The 15752-nt window shown below is 53.5% G+C and carries 12 protein-coding genes and 2 pseudogenes; 10 read left to right on the top strand and 4 right to left on the bottom strand.

Annotated features, from left to right (window positions below; genetic code table 11):
- Positions 1-639: 639 nt before the first annotated feature.
- Together C492_RS07850 and C492_RS07855 are read left to right on the top strand one after the other, a co-directional pair.
- Positions 640-3279, top strand: a complete 2640-nt coding sequence (locus C492_RS07850) for a heavy metal translocating P-type ATPase (RefSeq protein WP_049892844.1) — start codon at positions 640-642, stop codon at positions 3277-3279.
- A complete protein-coding gene (locus C492_RS07855) occupies positions 3276-4184 on the top strand; it encodes a CPBP family intramembrane glutamic endopeptidase (protein WP_008422125.1) in 909 nt (302 codons plus the stop codon). Before C492_RS07850 ends, C492_RS07855 begins: the two co-directional genes overlap by 4 nt.
- Positions 4185-4565: 381 nt before the next feature.
- Here the strand turns inward: C492_RS07855 and C492_RS22405 are convergent.
- Positions 4566-5587, bottom strand: a protein-coding gene (locus tag C492_RS22405; protein WP_086009418.1) for an IS630 family transposase whose coding sequence is annotated in 2 segments (ribosomal slippage) — positions 4566-5083 and positions 5083-5587 — 1023 coding nt in all. Because the reading frame shifts where the segments join, the coding sequence is not laid out codon by codon here.
- A gap of 61 nt (positions 5588-5648) precedes the next feature.
- Here C492_RS22405 and C492_RS07870 point away from each other — a divergent pair.
- Together C492_RS07870 and C492_RS07875 are read left to right on the top strand one after the other, a co-directional pair.
- The gene (locus C492_RS07870; protein ID WP_008422130.1) at positions 5649-6953 is read left to right on the top strand and encodes an IS4 family transposase; all 1305 of its coding nucleotides are present in this window, start codon (positions 5649-5651) and stop codon (positions 6951-6953) included.
- 1237 nt (positions 6954-8190) lie between these two features.
- Positions 8191-9491: pseudogene (locus tag C492_RS07875) on the top strand (IS4 family transposase).
- On the opposite strand, the gene C492_RS24960 reads toward C492_RS07875, so the two are convergent.
- Complete coding sequence (locus C492_RS24960) at positions 9460-9906, bottom strand: transposase (protein ID WP_204365605.1); 447 nt, start codon at positions 9904-9906, stop codon at positions 9460-9462. The pseudogene C492_RS07875 and the gene C492_RS24960 sit on opposite strands and share 32 nt — an antisense overlap.
- Complete coding sequence (locus C492_RS25730) at positions 9791-10141, bottom strand: hypothetical protein (RefSeq protein WP_343122649.1); 351 nt, start codon at positions 10139-10141, stop codon at positions 9791-9793. Before C492_RS25730 ends, C492_RS24960 begins: the two co-directional genes overlap by 116 nt.
- Between C492_RS25730 and C492_RS25175 the strand changes: the two genes are divergently transcribed.
- The gene (locus tag C492_RS25175) at positions 10079-10324 is read left to right on the top strand and encodes a hypothetical protein (RefSeq protein WP_049892845.1); all 246 of its coding nucleotides are present in this window, start codon (positions 10079-10081) and stop codon (positions 10322-10324) included. The two genes, C492_RS25730 and C492_RS25175, sit on opposite strands and share 63 nt — an antisense overlap.
- A 401-nt stretch (positions 10325-10725) precedes the next feature.
- Here C492_RS25175 and C492_RS22415 read toward each other — a convergent pair.
- Positions 10726-10899: pseudogene (locus C492_RS22415) on the bottom strand (integrase core domain-containing protein); the annotation flags it as partial.
- A 51-nt stretch (positions 10900-10950) separates the two neighbouring features.
- On the opposite strand from C492_RS22415, the gene C492_RS25530 reads away from it, so the two are divergent.
- From C492_RS25530 to C492_RS22425, 5 genes are all read left to right on the top strand, one after another.
- On the top strand, positions 10951-11577 hold the full coding sequence (locus tag C492_RS25530) for a S8 family serine peptidase (protein ID WP_169333438.1): 627 nt from the start codon (positions 10951-10953) through the stop codon (positions 11575-11577).
- Positions 11574-12317: a S8 family serine peptidase gene (locus C492_RS25535; protein WP_169333439.1), complete on the top strand. Its 744-nt coding sequence runs from the start codon at positions 11574-11576 to the stop codon at positions 12315-12317. The genes C492_RS25530 and C492_RS25535 overlap by 4 nt, the downstream gene beginning before the upstream one ends.
- A 602-nt stretch (positions 12318-12919) precedes the next feature.
- Positions 12920-14344: a cytochrome ubiquinol oxidase subunit I gene (locus C492_RS07895; protein WP_008422136.1), complete on the top strand. Its 1425-nt coding sequence runs from the start codon at positions 12920-12922 to the stop codon at positions 14342-14344.
- The gene (gene cydB / locus C492_RS07900) at positions 14337-15338 is read left to right on the top strand and encodes a cytochrome d ubiquinol oxidase subunit II (RefSeq protein WP_008422138.1); all 1002 of its coding nucleotides are present in this window, start codon (positions 14337-14339) and stop codon (positions 15336-15338) included. The genes C492_RS07895 and cydB overlap by 8 nt, the downstream gene beginning before the upstream one ends.
- Entirely contained in the window at positions 15338-15607 is a 270-nt protein-coding gene (locus C492_RS22425; protein WP_083898777.1) for a hypothetical protein, read from the top strand. The genes cydB and C492_RS22425 overlap by 1 nt, the downstream gene beginning before the upstream one ends.
- Positions 15608-15752 lie beyond the last annotated feature (145 nt).

Genomic DNA, 15752 nt, shown 5'->3' on the forward strand with positions numbered 1-15752 from the left:
CCCCGACGCCGTCTAGTGATTCAACACAGCCGAATCGAGCCACTCTGGTAAGGCAGGGACAGGATGATACCATCATTCGAACCGATCAGGCTTAATTCCCCTCAGTCAGAATGTATTCGTCGTCACACCGAGGCTCATTCCCCATGTCGCCAACGACGACAGCGACCGCGGCGTTCACTGTCTGAGTGAATCATTGTTTTTCGGTGGAAATTCTCATCGTTGTTTATCAGGTCATAGGTCTAAAATCCGACCGTGTAGATAGTAAACAATTCCTCTTCGTGAGTGTCGAGGAGTCGCGTAGTTGATTCGGTTGTGGATTTCACAGAGACGACGTATCACTGATCGTTCCTGCGATCAACGAGCAGGAATACTTGCGGCTTGTCCTCGTCCGCACTTACGGTAGTAAGCGTCAACCAGATCGTGTTTGAAGTCCTTACAAGCGGTATAGGAGAATGCTCCGGGACATTACGCTTCTCTTCTATATAAAATTATCAAGTATTGGATGATATATGTTTAGAATGAGGGTATAATAACAATATAAGAATTAATAACTTGTGTGTTTTTATTATTATAGGTTAGTCAAAATAGGCCATTTAGCAGCAGCTAGTTTAACAAGTCTATAGTAGCTAGTGACGAGTAATGACCTCCCCTGACGAGGGATTCCACGACAGAAGGGGTAAACCACCGGATTATACCCACGATCATAATGATCACGAGCACACTCAACACGCAGGACAAGACGGTGATGATATTGTACCACCGAGGGACCAAGAGGACGAGGCACAGTTTTCGGTCCCAGAGATGGACTGCCCATCCTGTGCAGGAAAGGTCGAAAATAGCATCGAAAAACTAGACGGAATCGAGAGCGTCGATCCACAAGTGACAACGGGGACGCTGACAGTCTCCTACGACCGCGGGCAAACGAGTGCTACCGCGATAGCTGATCGTGTTGAAAAGGCTGGATACACCGTGGAGAACACCGGCGAAGGGACCTCGAAATTTACGGCCCCAGAAATGGATTGCCCTTCGTGCGCGGGCAAGATCGAGAACGCTCTCGACCGGATTAGTGGAGTCACAACATATGAAACGCAGCCGACGACCGGAACCGTCATCGTCACGTACGATTCGTCGAGAGCTGGAGAAGCCGATATCATCGACGCTATCGAAAGCGCTGGGTACGAGGTCACGGACACGGCAGGCGACGAATCCGGACGTCAGGAAGCGACCGAAGAGCGCGAGAGCATCTGGACGAGTTCGCGAGCACGCAAGACGTGGGTGAGCGGTGGATTCGTCGCCCTCGGCTTACTCTTCGAGTTCTTCCTAACTGGCCAGAATATACAGATTGCAGGTCTTCTTGGGACGGAGCTACTCATCGCAGACGTCCTGTTTCTGGTTGCAGTGGCCACCGGCGGCCAGGAGATCCTTCGTAACGGCTACTATTCGGCGCAGAATCTGAACCTCGATATCGACTTTCTGATGTCTGTGGCTATTCTCGGGGCGCTCGTTGCGAGTCTCGTCTTCGGTGAGGCACTCTACTTCGAGGCTGCCACGCTTGCGTTCCTGTTCAGCGTCGCTGAACTGCTGGAGCGATACTCAATGGATCGCGCCCGGAACTCGCTTCGAGAGCTGATGGATCTCTCACCGGATGAGGCGACCGTCAAGCGTGATCAGAGCACGGAGACGATTCCCGTCGACGAGGTCGCCGTGGGTGACGTCGTCGTTGTCAAACCAGGGGAGAAAATTCCGATGGACGGGGCCGTTATCGACGGTGAAAGCGCCGTCAATCAGGCGCCCATCACGGGCGAAAGCGTCCCCATCGACAAGACGACGGGCGACGAAGTGTACGCTGGCACGATCAACGAAGAAGGGTATCTCGAGGTGGAGGTCACCTCCGAAGCCGGTGATAACACGCTCTCCCGCATCGTGGAGATGGTCGAAGACGCCCAGTCGAACAAAACCGAACGTGAGCAGTTCGTTGAGCGCTTCTCGACGTACTACACGCCAGTCGTCGTTGCCTTCGCCATCCTAACGACGGTGGCAAGCCCGTCTATCCTCGGCACGACTTGGTCCACGGCTGTCGTCTACGGGCTGACGCTGCTGGTATTGGCCTGTCCCTGTGCGTTCGTCATCTCGACGCCCGTCTCGGTGGTGTCTGGAATTACGAGCGCCGCGAAAAACGGTGTCCTGATCAAGGGCGGTACTCNCCTCGAAGCGATGGGCGCGGTCGACGTCGTCGCCTTTGACAAGACAGGAACGCTCACGAAGGGGGAACTCACCGTCACCGACGTCGTTCCATTGAACGGGAACTCAAAGGAAGATGTTCTCCGATGTGCACGCGGCCTCGAACAGCGGAGTGAACACCCCATCGGCGAGGCGATCGTCGCGGAAGCAGGCGAAGCTGGTGTCCCAGAGCGTGAGGTCGACGAGTTCGAAAGTATCACCGGGAAAGGCGTGCGTGCTGACCTTGACGGAACCCCACATTTCGCTGGGAAGCCAGGACTATTCGAGGAACAGGGGTTCGATCTGAACCACGTTCATGCAACGACCGACGGAGGTATCGTTACACAGACTGCCCGTCAGATGTGCGACCGAAACAACTGTCTCGATCTCCTCGAGGAGACTGTCCCTGAACTCCAGGCTGAAGGCAAGACCGTCGTCCTCGTCGGAACTGAAAACGAACTCGAGGGCATCATCGCCGTGGCCGATGAACTCAGACCGGAAGCGAAGCGAACGGTCGCGCGACTCGAACAACTTGGCGTCTCCCGAACAGTACTGCTGACGGGCGATAACGGGCGAACCGCTCGCGCTATTGCCGAGCAGGTTGGCGTTGACGAGTATAGGGCGGAACTCCTCCCAGAGGAGAAGGTTACTGCGATCGAGGACCTCGTCGAAACGTACGACGGGGTTGCAATGGTCGGTGATGGTATCAACGATGCACCGGCGCTGGCCACCGCCACAGTCGGCGTCGCCATGGGTGCAGCTGGGACGGACACCGCCTTGGAGACCGCAGACATCGCCTTGATGGGCGATGACCTTGCGAAGCTCCCCTACCTCTACGAACTCGCAAACGATGCGAACGGCGTCATCCAGCAGAACATCTGGGCTAGTCTCGCTATCAAAGCCGGTCTGGCAGTTGCAGTCCCGTTCGGATATGTCCCCATCTGGCTGGCCGTCCTTGCCGGCGACGCCGGAATGACGACGGCCGTCACCGGGAACGCGATGCGATTGTCTCGAATCGAACCAGATGAGTTGCTCGAAGCCGAATCGCCAATACAATGAGCAGAGACACATCGCAAATTCGGTCGGTGCTAGTCGGTATTGGACTGGCTGTCGGAGGGATAGGGGTCGGGCAACTCGTCGTTCTCGTAACTTCATTAGGGCTTCTTGCGATCGGGATATCTGTCTCCGATAGCCCAGCAATTCAACTCGGTGTCAGTACGGTCATGGTGCAAGGCGTCACGTTCGGTGGGATCGCGCTTCTGTATCTCCAATTCAGCGAGCGGAGCCTCAGTTTTATCCACGGGAGGATACCGACTCGTCGTGATGTAGCGTGGACCATCGGCGGATTCCTCGCCTTGCTGGCAACCGTGTGGACGGTCACAATGATAATCGAACGGCTCGGTACTGAGTCGGCGCAAAACCAGATCATTACACTCGCAGGGCAGGAACCCAGTGTTTTCCTTCTCCTCATCGTATTTTCCTTCTTGCTCGTTGGACCAGGAGAAGAACTCCTCTACCGCGGCGTGATTCAAGGACGACTCCGGGAGACGTTTTCTGCCCCTCGCGCAGTGATTCTTGCGAGCGCCCTCTTTGCGGCGATTCACGGCCCGTCACTTCAAGGCGACGGGAAATGGGTGTACATCGTCACCGTCTTCCTTCTTGCACTGATTCTTGGCGGAGCCTACGAATACACCAATAATATCGTGGTACCAGCACTTATTCACGGTGCATACAACGCGACGATCTTTGGGGCAGCATATATTTCGACTACACAAGGCGGCGACGCGGCTGTCGTTGCGCCAGCGGGAGGCGTTCCGTTTATTTCCCTTATTGTAGTAGCTGTTGTCATCACCTCTTTTAGGTTCATCAGTGTCTCGACAGTATCGCTCGATCGAGCAACAATCAAATCGGTCGTCGACTTATGCCACACACCTGATTTCCTCGTGAGAATCTGGAAGAGATAGTTTGTGGATACTGACTCCACAGATATTCGGAGCTTCGCACGAGGAATGTCGACCTCCTGTGAGATCCGAATGACAGGAGTAACTATGAACTAGTCTGCTGATCCCTATGAACTTGATCTCGGCCATGTTCAGCCAGCGCCCGCGAACTGGTGTAAAGTGGAACTCGAGTTCCGAGAGCAGACAATGCTGTGATAAGAGAAATTCGTAGAACGCGTAGGCTTTGTGCGTGTCGAGGTTGTCGAGCACCCCCCGGATGCAGTGAGTGATCAGCGAAACAGTTGAACCCTCTTGAGAAAGAAGTAAACCCATCCGTCTTTAGCTAAGCGAAGAACCGCATGACAGCGGCGGCTTATCGGAGGAACTTTTCGGACCGATTGATACTCAAGGACATAAGTACGTAAAGACATTCGGAGGTTCGATGTCGTCAAGCGCGGTCAGTGCAGCCGCCTGAAGTTCATCCAGCGTGTCGAACAGGCGGTTGCCGAGTGCTTGATTGAGTCGTCGCCAGCACTCTTCCACGGGGTTCAGCTCTGGTGACCCCCGTGGAAGGAAACACAGTTTGATCGGTGTTCCTTCGGCGAATTCTTGCACTTTGTTCGCGGTAAAATAGGAGGCGTTGTCTAAGACGACGCAGATCTTCTCGCCGAACTTGGTTTGGAGAGCGTCAAGTAACCGGATCGTAGTGTCGCTGTTGAAATTTTCCTCACACGGGAGAAAGAACGTCTCGCCGCTGTCGCTGACTGCCCCGAGGAGTTTGATGCTGTCCCACGCGCCCGTCACCGGGAGTGACGGGCGCTCTCCTTCCGGAAACCAGGCGTGGATCAACGTTGAGAGTACCTGACGCGTCTGATCGATGGTCAGGATCGTGTATTCGTCGTCCAAGTTGTCGCGCTTTTTTTGAAACCGTCTTCCCAGGCCTCTTGAGCTCGTTCGTCGGACTTGTGGAACTCCGGCCGGGCTGTCTTCCAGGACAGTCCGGCCTCAGACATCAATCGTCGGACGTGACGTTCGCAGTACTCAACACCGAATTCTTCGGAGAGATAGTGACGCGCTAGTGAGACAGACCACGCGGGCGCGTCGTATCCGACTTCTTCGGGAGACTCATGAAGTACCTCGACAAACTGCTCGTGCTCGTCGTCAGAGAGTTCGGATGGTCTGCCCTCTCGTGGTTTGTCGTAGACGACCTCCTCGAACGGCTCGTCGGCGAGCCGTTCGAGTCGGTTGAACCATTTCGAGGCCCAACTACTGGAAAATCCATAGAGTGCGGCGGCTTCTGCTTGCGTTAAATCTTCTATCTCTTTGTAGGTGATCGCGGCCATGAGCCGCTTTGTTGCATCGGCATCATCGACCTCCGCCAAGATCTGGCGGAGGGCTTCGACAGAGACGTTCTCTAACGTCGCCATATCGTTCTTCGTGTCTGGAGGTCCATGAAGTTTTAGCCGTCAGTATGAGGAGGCAACGAGTGTGCACAACGAAGCCTCCTCACACGAAATTGAACGTCGGCTCACTAACCTCCTTCCCTCTGAAGCGCTCGAAGACCACGCCGATTCAGTCGGCGTGATCGAGCGCGAGGGGAAGCTTCAGCTCCCACCACTTGTCTGGTCGTTCGCGTTCGGTTTCGCCGCAGGCGAAAGCCGAACGCTTGCCGCCTTCAGACGCAGCTACAACTCCACTGCCGACAAGTCGCTCTCTCCAGGAGGCTTCTATCAGCGGTTGACGCCAACGCTCGCAGAGTACCTCCGCGACCTCGTCGAGTACGGCTTCGACGAGGTCGCTGTCCCTCACACTGTTTCTGAGGAGTTCGACCGGTTTCGAGACGTGATGATCGCTGATGGAACCGTTCTCCGGTTGCACGAGTTGCTTTCTGAAGAGTACAAAGCACCTCACGAGGAGCAGGCTGGAGCGTCGCTCCACCTGCTCCATAACGTCACCGACCAGACGATTGAACGCTTCAGCGTGACAGACGAGAAAACGCACGACAGTACAGAATTTGAGACGGGACCGTGGCTGGAAGGACGGCTAGCGATCTTTGATCTTGCATACTTCAAGTACCGACGCTTTGCGTTGATCGACGAGAACGATGGCTACTTCGTGAGCCGGTTGAAGAAGAGCGCAAACCCGGTTGTGACGGATGAGCTGCGAGAATGGCGCGGTCGCGCCATTCCTCTGGAGGGCAAGCAGATTCACGATGTCGTGGACGATCTCCAGCGCGAGTACATCGACGTGGAGGTCGAAGCGGAATTCAAGCGAGGACCCTACGAGGGAACGCGTTCGCTGGATACGAAACGGTTCCGCGTCGTCGGCGTCCGCAACGAGGACGCCGACGACTACCATCTGTACATCACGAATCTGTCTCGGGAGGAGTTTCAGCCGGCTGATCTCGCGACGATTTACCGGTGTCGATGGCAGGTAGAGTTGCTGTTCCGTGAGCTGAAGACGCAGTACGAACTCGATGAGTTCAACACGACGAAAGAGCATATCGTGGAGATTCTGCTGTACGCAGCGTTGCTATCGTTGGTCGTAAGTCGTGATTTGCTTGGTCTGGTCGTCGAACACGCTGATGAGGGGATCGTGTTCCCGCCCGAGCGCTGGGCGGCGACCTTCCGGTCGCACGCCCAGCTCATCCTCCGTGACCTGAGGGAATATCTCGCCTACTCACCGCAACCACTGTTACAGCGACTGATCGAAGACGCTCAGAAGATTCACCAACAACGACCAATCCTCCAGGAGCAGCTCGCTACCACCATCCAACCAACTATTGAGGCTTAGCTAAAGACCAATGGCTCTCGGATCGGATCGATCAACAGACCGAAGACCGCGAGCTACTCGAGAATATAGAATATTACGCCAATATTGATAGAACTTATATAGATAATATAGCTATAATAGAAACAAGTAGCCCTAATAATAATAGTAATATAGTGATATAGAATCCAAGAGTTATTATCGACATAGAAAGTGTTATCACTACTATTATGCAAAGAATTGCGATTATCGCATCTAACTTCTTTTGAGTATTATTGACCATATTCAATCATATTATCTTCGTTTGGTAGCTCTTTATATTGGTTGAACCCATAAAAGATGTGCTTAGCCAGAATCATAGATCTTTTACTACTATGTTCTAGTTGTTGAATTTCAGGGTGTTATTTTCTATTAGTTTGGATACGCAGGCTGTTTATCCTTCCAGACAGTTTTAGCATCTGGATTTACCGGAAGCGTAACTGACATTGCGCCAAATGAGATGCTTACATCAATATCTCCAGCAGTTGAAGCAAAGGTATGTTCGTATTCGAATGTTACCGGTATAGTGTTGTTATCTGGCTCGTTTTCGAGATATGTTTGCATACCTATTGTAGCTTCATCGTAATTATTTGCAGTTATCTCGACTGTGGCTGCGACACCGTAGTTCGGATTATATTCTTCCATTTCTATACTGTGTTGCTGTGCCTCTAACCACAGATTGTCTTCAGTCGGGTTTGGTGAACTCCACTTGTCGTGATCGTAGACAAGTGCACAGGCATCATCTATCATATATGCTTGACGGATGCTAACTTCAAGTCCCTTAAGTATTGCATTCCCTGTAGCTAACCATTTGTTATCTTCGCTATGGACTAGCGTACAATATAATTCAGAATCTGTTTCAGAGTAATGACTTGCAGGTGTGATCTGACCTGAAGGTTGATTGTCTACTCGATTCCGATTCATACTATATTTGACGCTATTTCTATTCAGTATCTCCCTTGCATCGTTCATTTCACCAGATCGTAAAAGTTCTGCAACTTGATCTTCAACTCCCNTATATTTGACGCTATTTCTATTCAGTATCTCCCTTGCATCGTTCATTTCACCAGATCGTAAAAGTTCTGCAACTTGATCTTCAACTCCCACTTCTTTAGCCGGGACTGTATTAGCCTCTGCCATCCGTCTTTAGCTAAGAGAAGAACCGCATGACAGCGGCGGCTTATCGGAGCTACTTTTCGGACGGATTGAGGAGGCAACGAGTGTGTCCAACGAAGCCTCCTCACAGGATGTTGAACGTCGGCTCACTAACCTCCTTCCCTCTGAAGCGCTTGAAGCCCACGCCGATTCCGTCGGTGTGGTCGAGCGCGAGGGGAAGCTTCAGCTCCCACCACTTGTCTGGTCGTTCGCGTTCGGCTTCGCCGCAGGCGAAAGCCGAACGCTGGCCGCCTTCAGACGCAGTTACAACTCTACTGCCGACGAGTCGCTCTCTCCGGGAGGCTTCTATCAGCGGTTGACGCCGACGCTCGCAGAGTACCTCCGCGACCTCGTCGAGTACGGCTTCGACGAGGTCGCTGTCCCTCACACGGTCTCTGAGGAGTTCGACCGCTTTCGAGACGTGATGGTCGCTGATGGAACCGTTCTCCGGTTGCATGAGTTGCTNCCGACCAGACGATTGAACGCTTCAGCGTGACAGACGAGAAAACGCACGACAGTACAGAATTTGAGACGGGACCGTGGCTGGAAGGACGGTTAGCGATCTTCGATCTTGCATACTTCAAGTACCGACGCTTTGCGTTGATCGACGAGAACGATGGCTACTTCGTGAGCCGGTTGAAGAAATGCGCAAACCCGGTTGTGACGGATGAACTGCGAGAATGGCGCGGTCGCGCCATTCCTCTGGAGGGAAAGCAGATCCATGATGTCGTGGACGATCTCCAGCGCGAGTATATCGACGTGGAGGTCCAAGCGGAATTCAAGCGAGGACCGTACGAGGGAACGCGTTCGCTGGATACGAAACGGTTCCGCGTCGTCGGCGTCCGCAACGAGGACGCCGACGACTACCATCTGTACATCACGAATCTGTCTCGGGAGGAGTTTCAGCCGGCTGATCTCGCGACGATCTACCGATGTCGATGGCAGGTAGAGTTGCTGTTCCGCGAACTCAAGACGCAGTACGAACTGGATGAGTTCAACACGACGAAAGAGCATATCGTGGAGATTCTGCTGTACGCAGCGTTGCTATCGTTGGTCGTAAGTCGTGATTTGCTTGGNATCGTGGAGATTCTGCTGTACGCAGCGTTGCTATCGTTGGTCGTAAGTCGTGATTTGCTTGGTCTGGTCGTCGAACACGCTGATGAGGGAATCGTGTTCCCACCGGAGCGCTGGGCGGCGACCTTTCGGTCGCACGCCCAGCTCATCCTCCGTGAACTGAGGGATTATCTCGCTTACTCACCGCCGCCGCTGCTACAGCGACTGATCGAAGACGCGCAGAAGATCCACCAGCAACGACCGATCCTCCAGGAACAGCTCGCTACCGCCATCCAACCGACTGTTGAGGCTTAGCTAAAGACCAATGGAAGTAAACCATGTTCGGGAGATGTATCCTAAGCGAGTTCGGTATATGTTCAGAACTTGTCCAGACCACTTCAGCGTCCGGGTAGTGCTCATCAACGAGTGACTGCATCTGCTGGACGAACTCCTGCTTGCGCCGGCGCTTCGTGACGTCAACGTGTCGCCACCCGGTGAGTGGCCCGCTCATCATGAAGAGGTTTCGTGTTCCATTGCGTTCGTAGGTGTAGTCATAGCAAGAACCCGCTCCCGGCTCGCCCAGGAACGGGTCACGAACGTGCTTGTGAAGCTCCTTATTGCTCTCGTCGAAGCAGATGATAGGCCGAACTGGGTCGTACGATTCGTGGTAGAGATTGAGGATGTCCTCCATTCGGTGGACGAATGCAGCGTTGTGGCCGGGCTTGATCATCCACGCGGTTGATCGGTGAGGGAGCAGTCGTGTTTTTTAGCACCTGTTGAACGGTTTCGTGCGAGATCGACTCAGCGTCGGTCTCGTTGAGAGCAACGGGATGGTCGACAAGGAGGTGTAGTGACCAGCGAGAGCATCCTTCTGGTGGATCGCTGCAAATTAACGCGATGAGATGAGCTTCGTCTCGTCCGTCGAGTTTACGCTCGTAGACGCGATCGGCCTTGTGGCGATGAATCGCCGCGAGGCCGACCTCGGGGTAGTGTTTCCTGAAGCAGGCAACTGCTCCCGGATGACAGCCGACGGCTTGATTGACCTGCTCGCCAGTCAAGCCGCTATCTGCGTCTGCCTTATTTATGAAACTACCGAATATCTATCTGTGCAAATCTCGTCTCTTCATTTTGTGGGAATACAATATTGAGGTGTTGCTAGAGATAGTAAGACACTTCCCCACTTAGTGCTTTTATATTAGTATGGGTTCTCGCCGCCAGATCGGCGTACTTAGCNTTGAGGTGTTGCTAGAGATAGTAAGACACTTCCCCACTTAGTGCTTTTATATTAGTATGGGTTCTCGCCGCCAGATCGGCGTACTTAGCACCATGACTCTGGTCGGTATCCTTCTGTACGTGATAATGGGCAATCGAGGGGTCACTGAATTGGCCGTACTTGGTTACATACTCACATTCTTCAGTGCTCTCGGTCTGATCCCACTCATTATTCGTTATAAATTAAACGAACCATGGTCAAAAGAATGATTGACCGCATTAACTAACCACGAAAATACGGTAAAAGTTTTTAGTAGATTTCCCTTGGCGGCACTGTCTAGTTCTGGACTTCCTCGGTCAGTGTTTTTCCATCGAGAGCTTGATGCGGTCTCTGATGGTTATAGTAATGTACAAACTGTTCAAGCCACTTACGGACGCTCGCCCGACTGCCCACCCACGAATTATGGAAGCGGTCAATGCGCATTTTGAGGGTGTGAAACCACTTTTCGATCTGTCCCGTTTCGAATATTTAAATTCGATGTGAGTTCGTTAGCTCCGAGCAATGGATACACAGATCGACAGCATTTCTCCAGCAACTGTTGGGACTGAGTTTTACTCGCTGCTCGACGCAGTCGACAGCGAGTTCATTGCTGACGACTTCGAAATCGGAACACACACACCACTCCTTCGCGGTTCTCCCGGTCGGATACACCGAACTCACGGGCGAACAACTGCTCGAGGCGCTGGCTGGGACGAGGTCCGGTTCGTCTCCGCGAACCGCGACCTAGAGTACTTCAACGACGACAGCCGCGAGACGACCGGTGCCGACCGCGTTCATGAGGGAGAGGACCTCGAGACGGCCTACACCGGCGAGAACGTCCACACCGCCGTCATCGACACCGGCGTTGACGGCGCTCACCCGGACCTCGAGGGGAACCTCGCGGCTAACTGGCAGTGGGTCGGCGACCCGCCCGAACAGGACGTCCTCTGGGAGGACCTCGGGCCCGTGAACACCGACGACAACGGTCACGGTACCCACTGCTGTGGCACCGTCGGCGGCGACGGCACCGAGAGCGACGGCGAGTACAAGGGGATCGCCCCCGACGCGACGCTGACCTCCTACTCGGCGAACCTCTCGCTGATGCTCGTCACGAGCTCGTCACGATCGTCGCCGTGTACGACCACATGATCGAACGCAAGCAGTCGGGCGAGACCAATATCCAGGTCGTATCGAACTCGTACGGGCTAGCTGAGGACGAGGACTACGACCCGAACGATCCGGGCAACGTCGCCACCTGGTACGCGTTCGAGGCCGACATCCTGCCCGTGTTCGCCGCTGGCAACGATGGCTCCGAGACGAACACGCTCAACTTCTACACCCGCGGCCCCCACGTCCTGGGCGTGGCAGCGACCGAGGCCGATCAGACGGTGACCGACTTCTTCTCGCGCGGACGCTCTCCGGGGTACGACGGCGTGACCAACTACGACCGCGAAGCAGCCTTCGAGAACCACCGGCCGTTCTACTCGGGCGACGACCCCGACGGCCCGCTAGGAGTTTACCGCAACGGCGTCGCCGCGAAGGGCGGAAGCGTGATGAGCACGCTCAACCCTACCCACGCCCTGCAGGCGGCCGAAACCGACGAGGCGATCTTTTATGGCCGCCTCTCGGGGACGAGCATGGCATGTCCCGACGTCGCCGGCTGTGCGATGCTGGTTGTCGACGCCTATCACGAGGACCACGGCGAGTACCCCGATGCGATCGACGTACTGAACACGCTCAAGGCGACGGCCGTCGAGGATGTCCATGACGACTACACCGCGGAATCGGTCGGCGCCGGGTTCGCCGACGTCTACGCTGCGGTCGAACGCGCCGAGACGAACGACCTTGCTGACTTCGGTGAGGCCACGATCGCACCCGGCGGCGAGTAGTCGGACTGGACCTGGCGGAACGGGTTCGGTACGGTTCGGTTCGTTCGAGAACTTTCATTCGATGTATTTGATCGAAAAATCCCGAGGGCTATTTAGTGGTCCGTGTTGATTACCAACACGGGGAATGGAGTGGCACAACCCGAGAAGAACCGGCGAGACACAAACGGAATTGCCTCCCACCGAACCAGTACGGTGCACCACTGCTAGGCGATTTCCCTACTCGAGCAGGGTGGGCCATCAATTCCGCCACTACCAAACCCCCAACTCAAGGTCGAAACTGGTGAGTACGCAGTGTTCGACCCTGTCATCTGAGTCCCCCGCCCGCCCTGGTTTCGGCAGAACAGCATCCTCTCGATGGGAAATATCTGGCCTTAGATTCTATGAATTAAACCGCTGTCCCGATGATTCCGATTGATTGGGAATCCGCTATTGATTGATTCCCACTGATACTCAAATGCGACTGATGGCGCAACGATACGTTCTCCCACATCTCCAATGGGGAGTAGTTGTGAATCCCTCTCCTCAGAGGGTCTGCGTACTCATTGACTTTCCGTTGTGCATATGGAGGCCTGCATTAGCATGCCACCTGAGCGGTGATACCAATGCTTGATCCGGTATTGGCGAGCCGTATCCAGTTTGCTCTCACAGTTATCGTTCACATCATTTTTCCTGTGGTAAGTATGGGGCTTGCGCCGTTCCTCATCTACTTCACATGGAAAGATATTCGCTCAGATGATGCTGTTTATGAGCAACTACGCCGCTTTTGGACACGGATTTTTGCCGTGAGCTTTGCCACTGGAACCGTGACCGGGCTCGTGCTTGAGTTCGAATTTGGAACGAATTTTGCTGCTTTTTCGACGACTGCAGGTGAACTGTTTGGTGGGCCACTCGCACTTGAAGGAATGATGGCGTTCATGTTGGAGGCGACCTTCCTCGGTATCTTCGTCTTCGGTCGGGAGCGGGTTTCAAACCGGTTGTATTTCTTATCAAGCGTTGCGGTCGGTCTCGGAACGTGGCTCTCGGCAGTTTGGATTCTTATTGCGAACTCCTGGATGCAGACTCCCCGTGGATTCGAACTGGCGATGGAAGATGGCCAGCCAATCGTCCATCTCGTAGATCCGATAGCAGCCTACCTGAACCCCCGATTTCCGTGGATGTTCGTTCATATGCAGAACGCGGCAGTTGAATCAGTCGCTCTTATCATGGCTGGGATCGCTGCGTACTACATTTTTCGACATCATATATGGGAATACCCCATTAAGAATATCGAATTCTGGGAAACAACGCTGAAAATCGCTCTCGTCGCCCTGGTCATCACGGCACCACTCCAAGCGATTCATGGCGATCTCTATGCTCGACATATCGTTGAAACGCAACCCCAAAAGTTCGCTGCAATGGAGGCGATCTGGGAGACTGATTCGTACGTTCCCGAATATATTGTTGCCTTCCCGACAAGCATTCAAGACCTCTTGGATCCACGCGCGAAGGAGATTTTTGGATTCGGAATACCAGGCGGTGCCTCATGGCTTGCCAGCGGGGGTGATCCACAAGCGACTATTCAAGGCCTCAATGAATTCGAAGGCCCCCAGCCACCTGTTGCCATCGTCTTCTGGTCCTTCCGAATCATGGTTGCTCTGGGGTTTTGGTTCATTCTGCTTGCGTTCTGGGGCGTCTACCGCTGGTGGCGTGGCGAACTGTATGGGGATGATCTTCTCCACAAAGCGCTCATGCTATCTGCACCGTTAGGACTTCTCGCTGTTGAGCTTGGGTGGATCGTTACAGAGGTCGGCCGGCAACCGTGGGTCATTCAAGGTGTAATGAAAACAAATGATAGTGTCTCACCGGGGCTTACAGGGGCCGAGGCGACGGCTACCCTTGTCGGTTTTGCGATCGTGTATCTCGGCTTGTTAACTCTATATACGTATGTTATTGTGCGTATCATCCGTGCTGGTCCACCAGATGGGGACGAACTTACTACGACGGAGAGTTCGCCACCGCCACAATCCGAGGTGAATATGGATGACTGACGTCGGCACCCTCGCAAGCGATACGCTGTTTGGGCTTCCCCTAGCCGACATCTGGTTTGGACTCGTGTTTTTCATCCTCGGAATGTTCCTTTTTCTCGATGGGTTCGATTTCGGTATCGGAATTCTGTTTGCGACTCGAGATGAGAAACACGAGCGCGAGCAGTTGCTCGCAGCCATCACGCCGTTTTGGGACGGTAACGAAGTGTGGTTGGTTGTGTTCGGCGGCGCGCTGTTCGCAGCCTTCCCAGCCGTATATGCGAATCTATTCAGTCGTCACTACTTGCTGATGTTCGCTATTCTTGGGGCTCTCATCCTCCGTGGACTTGCACCTGAGATGTACGAACAACGTGAGGACAAGCCATGGCAAAAGTGGTGGGGGCGAGCGTTCATCGTCGGAAGCTTCACAGCACCGTTTTTCCTCGGTATATTCATAGCGAACTGGTTGCTCGGTACAATGGCCCTTATCACGCTGCCAGGGGTTATCACCGGGCTGATGGTTGTTGCACTGACTGTTGTTGACGGCGTTGCCTTCCTCCGATTAAAGACGCGTAATGAGTTGCGAGATGATGTCCGCGCGGATGGATTTCGAGCTCTTATACTGTATCTTATACTAGTCGTACTGACACTGGGTGTCGTTTATATTACTGCACCTGAATTACAATCGGCCTTGCTATCGCCCTTAGTTGTGGGACTTGTCGTAGTGAATCTTGTTCTTACTGGGATCTATGCGGTAGCAACAAGCTTTAATCGCTACTATGCGGCGTTCGTCGCTAATGCAGGACTCGTTTTTACGCTGGTCAGTATTATTGGCAGTTTGATGTATCCATATATCGACCGTGTTGAAGGACTGACTGTTGATGAAGCTATTGTTTCAACGTTACCTCTTAACATCATGTCAATTGGAGCGGCGCTTTTGTTACCGCTGATCTTCCTCTATTTTGGTGTCCTTTACTCAGTGTTCAGTGGTCCAATAAAGGTGGATGAATCATACTAATGACTGAGAATAACAATTCAATTGACGAAGATAGCAGTCTGGCCAGTAGTATTGCGTCAAAGCCCCGTCTCAGTTCACGTATCTTAATAACATGGATTGAATTGCTGATTATTGGAATCGTCGGAGGTCTGTTTGGTGTCACTATCGGCGGGGCTCCAGGATTCATTGTTTATCTTACCACAACCGTGCTCACAGTGGGGATCATTTTCTACAATATAAACGAACTTATCAAAGACTGGATACAGGCTATCAATGAGACGAGCCAATAGGCTGGAAATACGCAAAGAGATATTGATAGGACTGAGAGGATGAAAGCCTGCTAAGTCCCCACGCATGGATGAAAGACCGGGATGACAAAGTCTGGCAAATAGACACTACTGTGACCACGCAAACTACTCGTTGCAGTCGCTGAAG

This window comes from Natronococcus jeotgali DSM 18795, assembly GCF_000337695.1.
Classification (GTDB): Archaea; Halobacteriota; Halobacteria; order Halobacteriales; family Natrialbaceae; genus Natronococcus; species Natronococcus jeotgali.

Excerpts from the sequence above, each read along its gene's own strand:
- C492_RS07855 (WP_008422125.1), top strand. The coding sequence starts at position 3,276 with ATGAGCAGAGACACATCGCAAATTCGGTCGGTGCTAGTCGGTATTGGA.
- C492_RS24960 (WP_204365605.1), bottom strand. The coding sequence starts at position 9,906 with ATGATCAAGCCCGGCCACAACGCTGCATTCGTCCACCGAATGGAGGAC.
- C492_RS25175 (WP_049892845.1), top strand. The coding sequence starts at position 10,079 with ATGAGCTTCGTCTCGTCCGTCGAGTTTACGCTCGTAGACGCGATCGGC.
- C492_RS25530 (WP_169333438.1), top strand. The coding sequence starts at position 10,951 with ATGGATACACAGATCGACAGCATTTCTCCAGCAACTGTTGGGACTGAG.
- C492_RS25535 (WP_169333439.1), top strand. The coding sequence starts at position 11,574 with ATGATCGAACGCAAGCAGTCGGGCGAGACCAATATCCAGGTCGTATCG.
- C492_RS07895 (WP_008422136.1), top strand. The coding sequence starts at position 12,920 with ATGCTTGATCCGGTATTGGCGAGCCGTATCCAGTTTGCTCTCACAGTT.
- cydB (WP_008422138.1), top strand. The coding sequence starts at position 14,337 with ATGACTGACGTCGGCACCCTCGCAAGCGATACGCTGTTTGGGCTTCCC.
- C492_RS22425 (WP_083898777.1), top strand. The coding sequence starts at position 15,338 with ATGACTGAGAATAACAATTCAATTGACGAAGATAGCAGTCTGGCCAGT.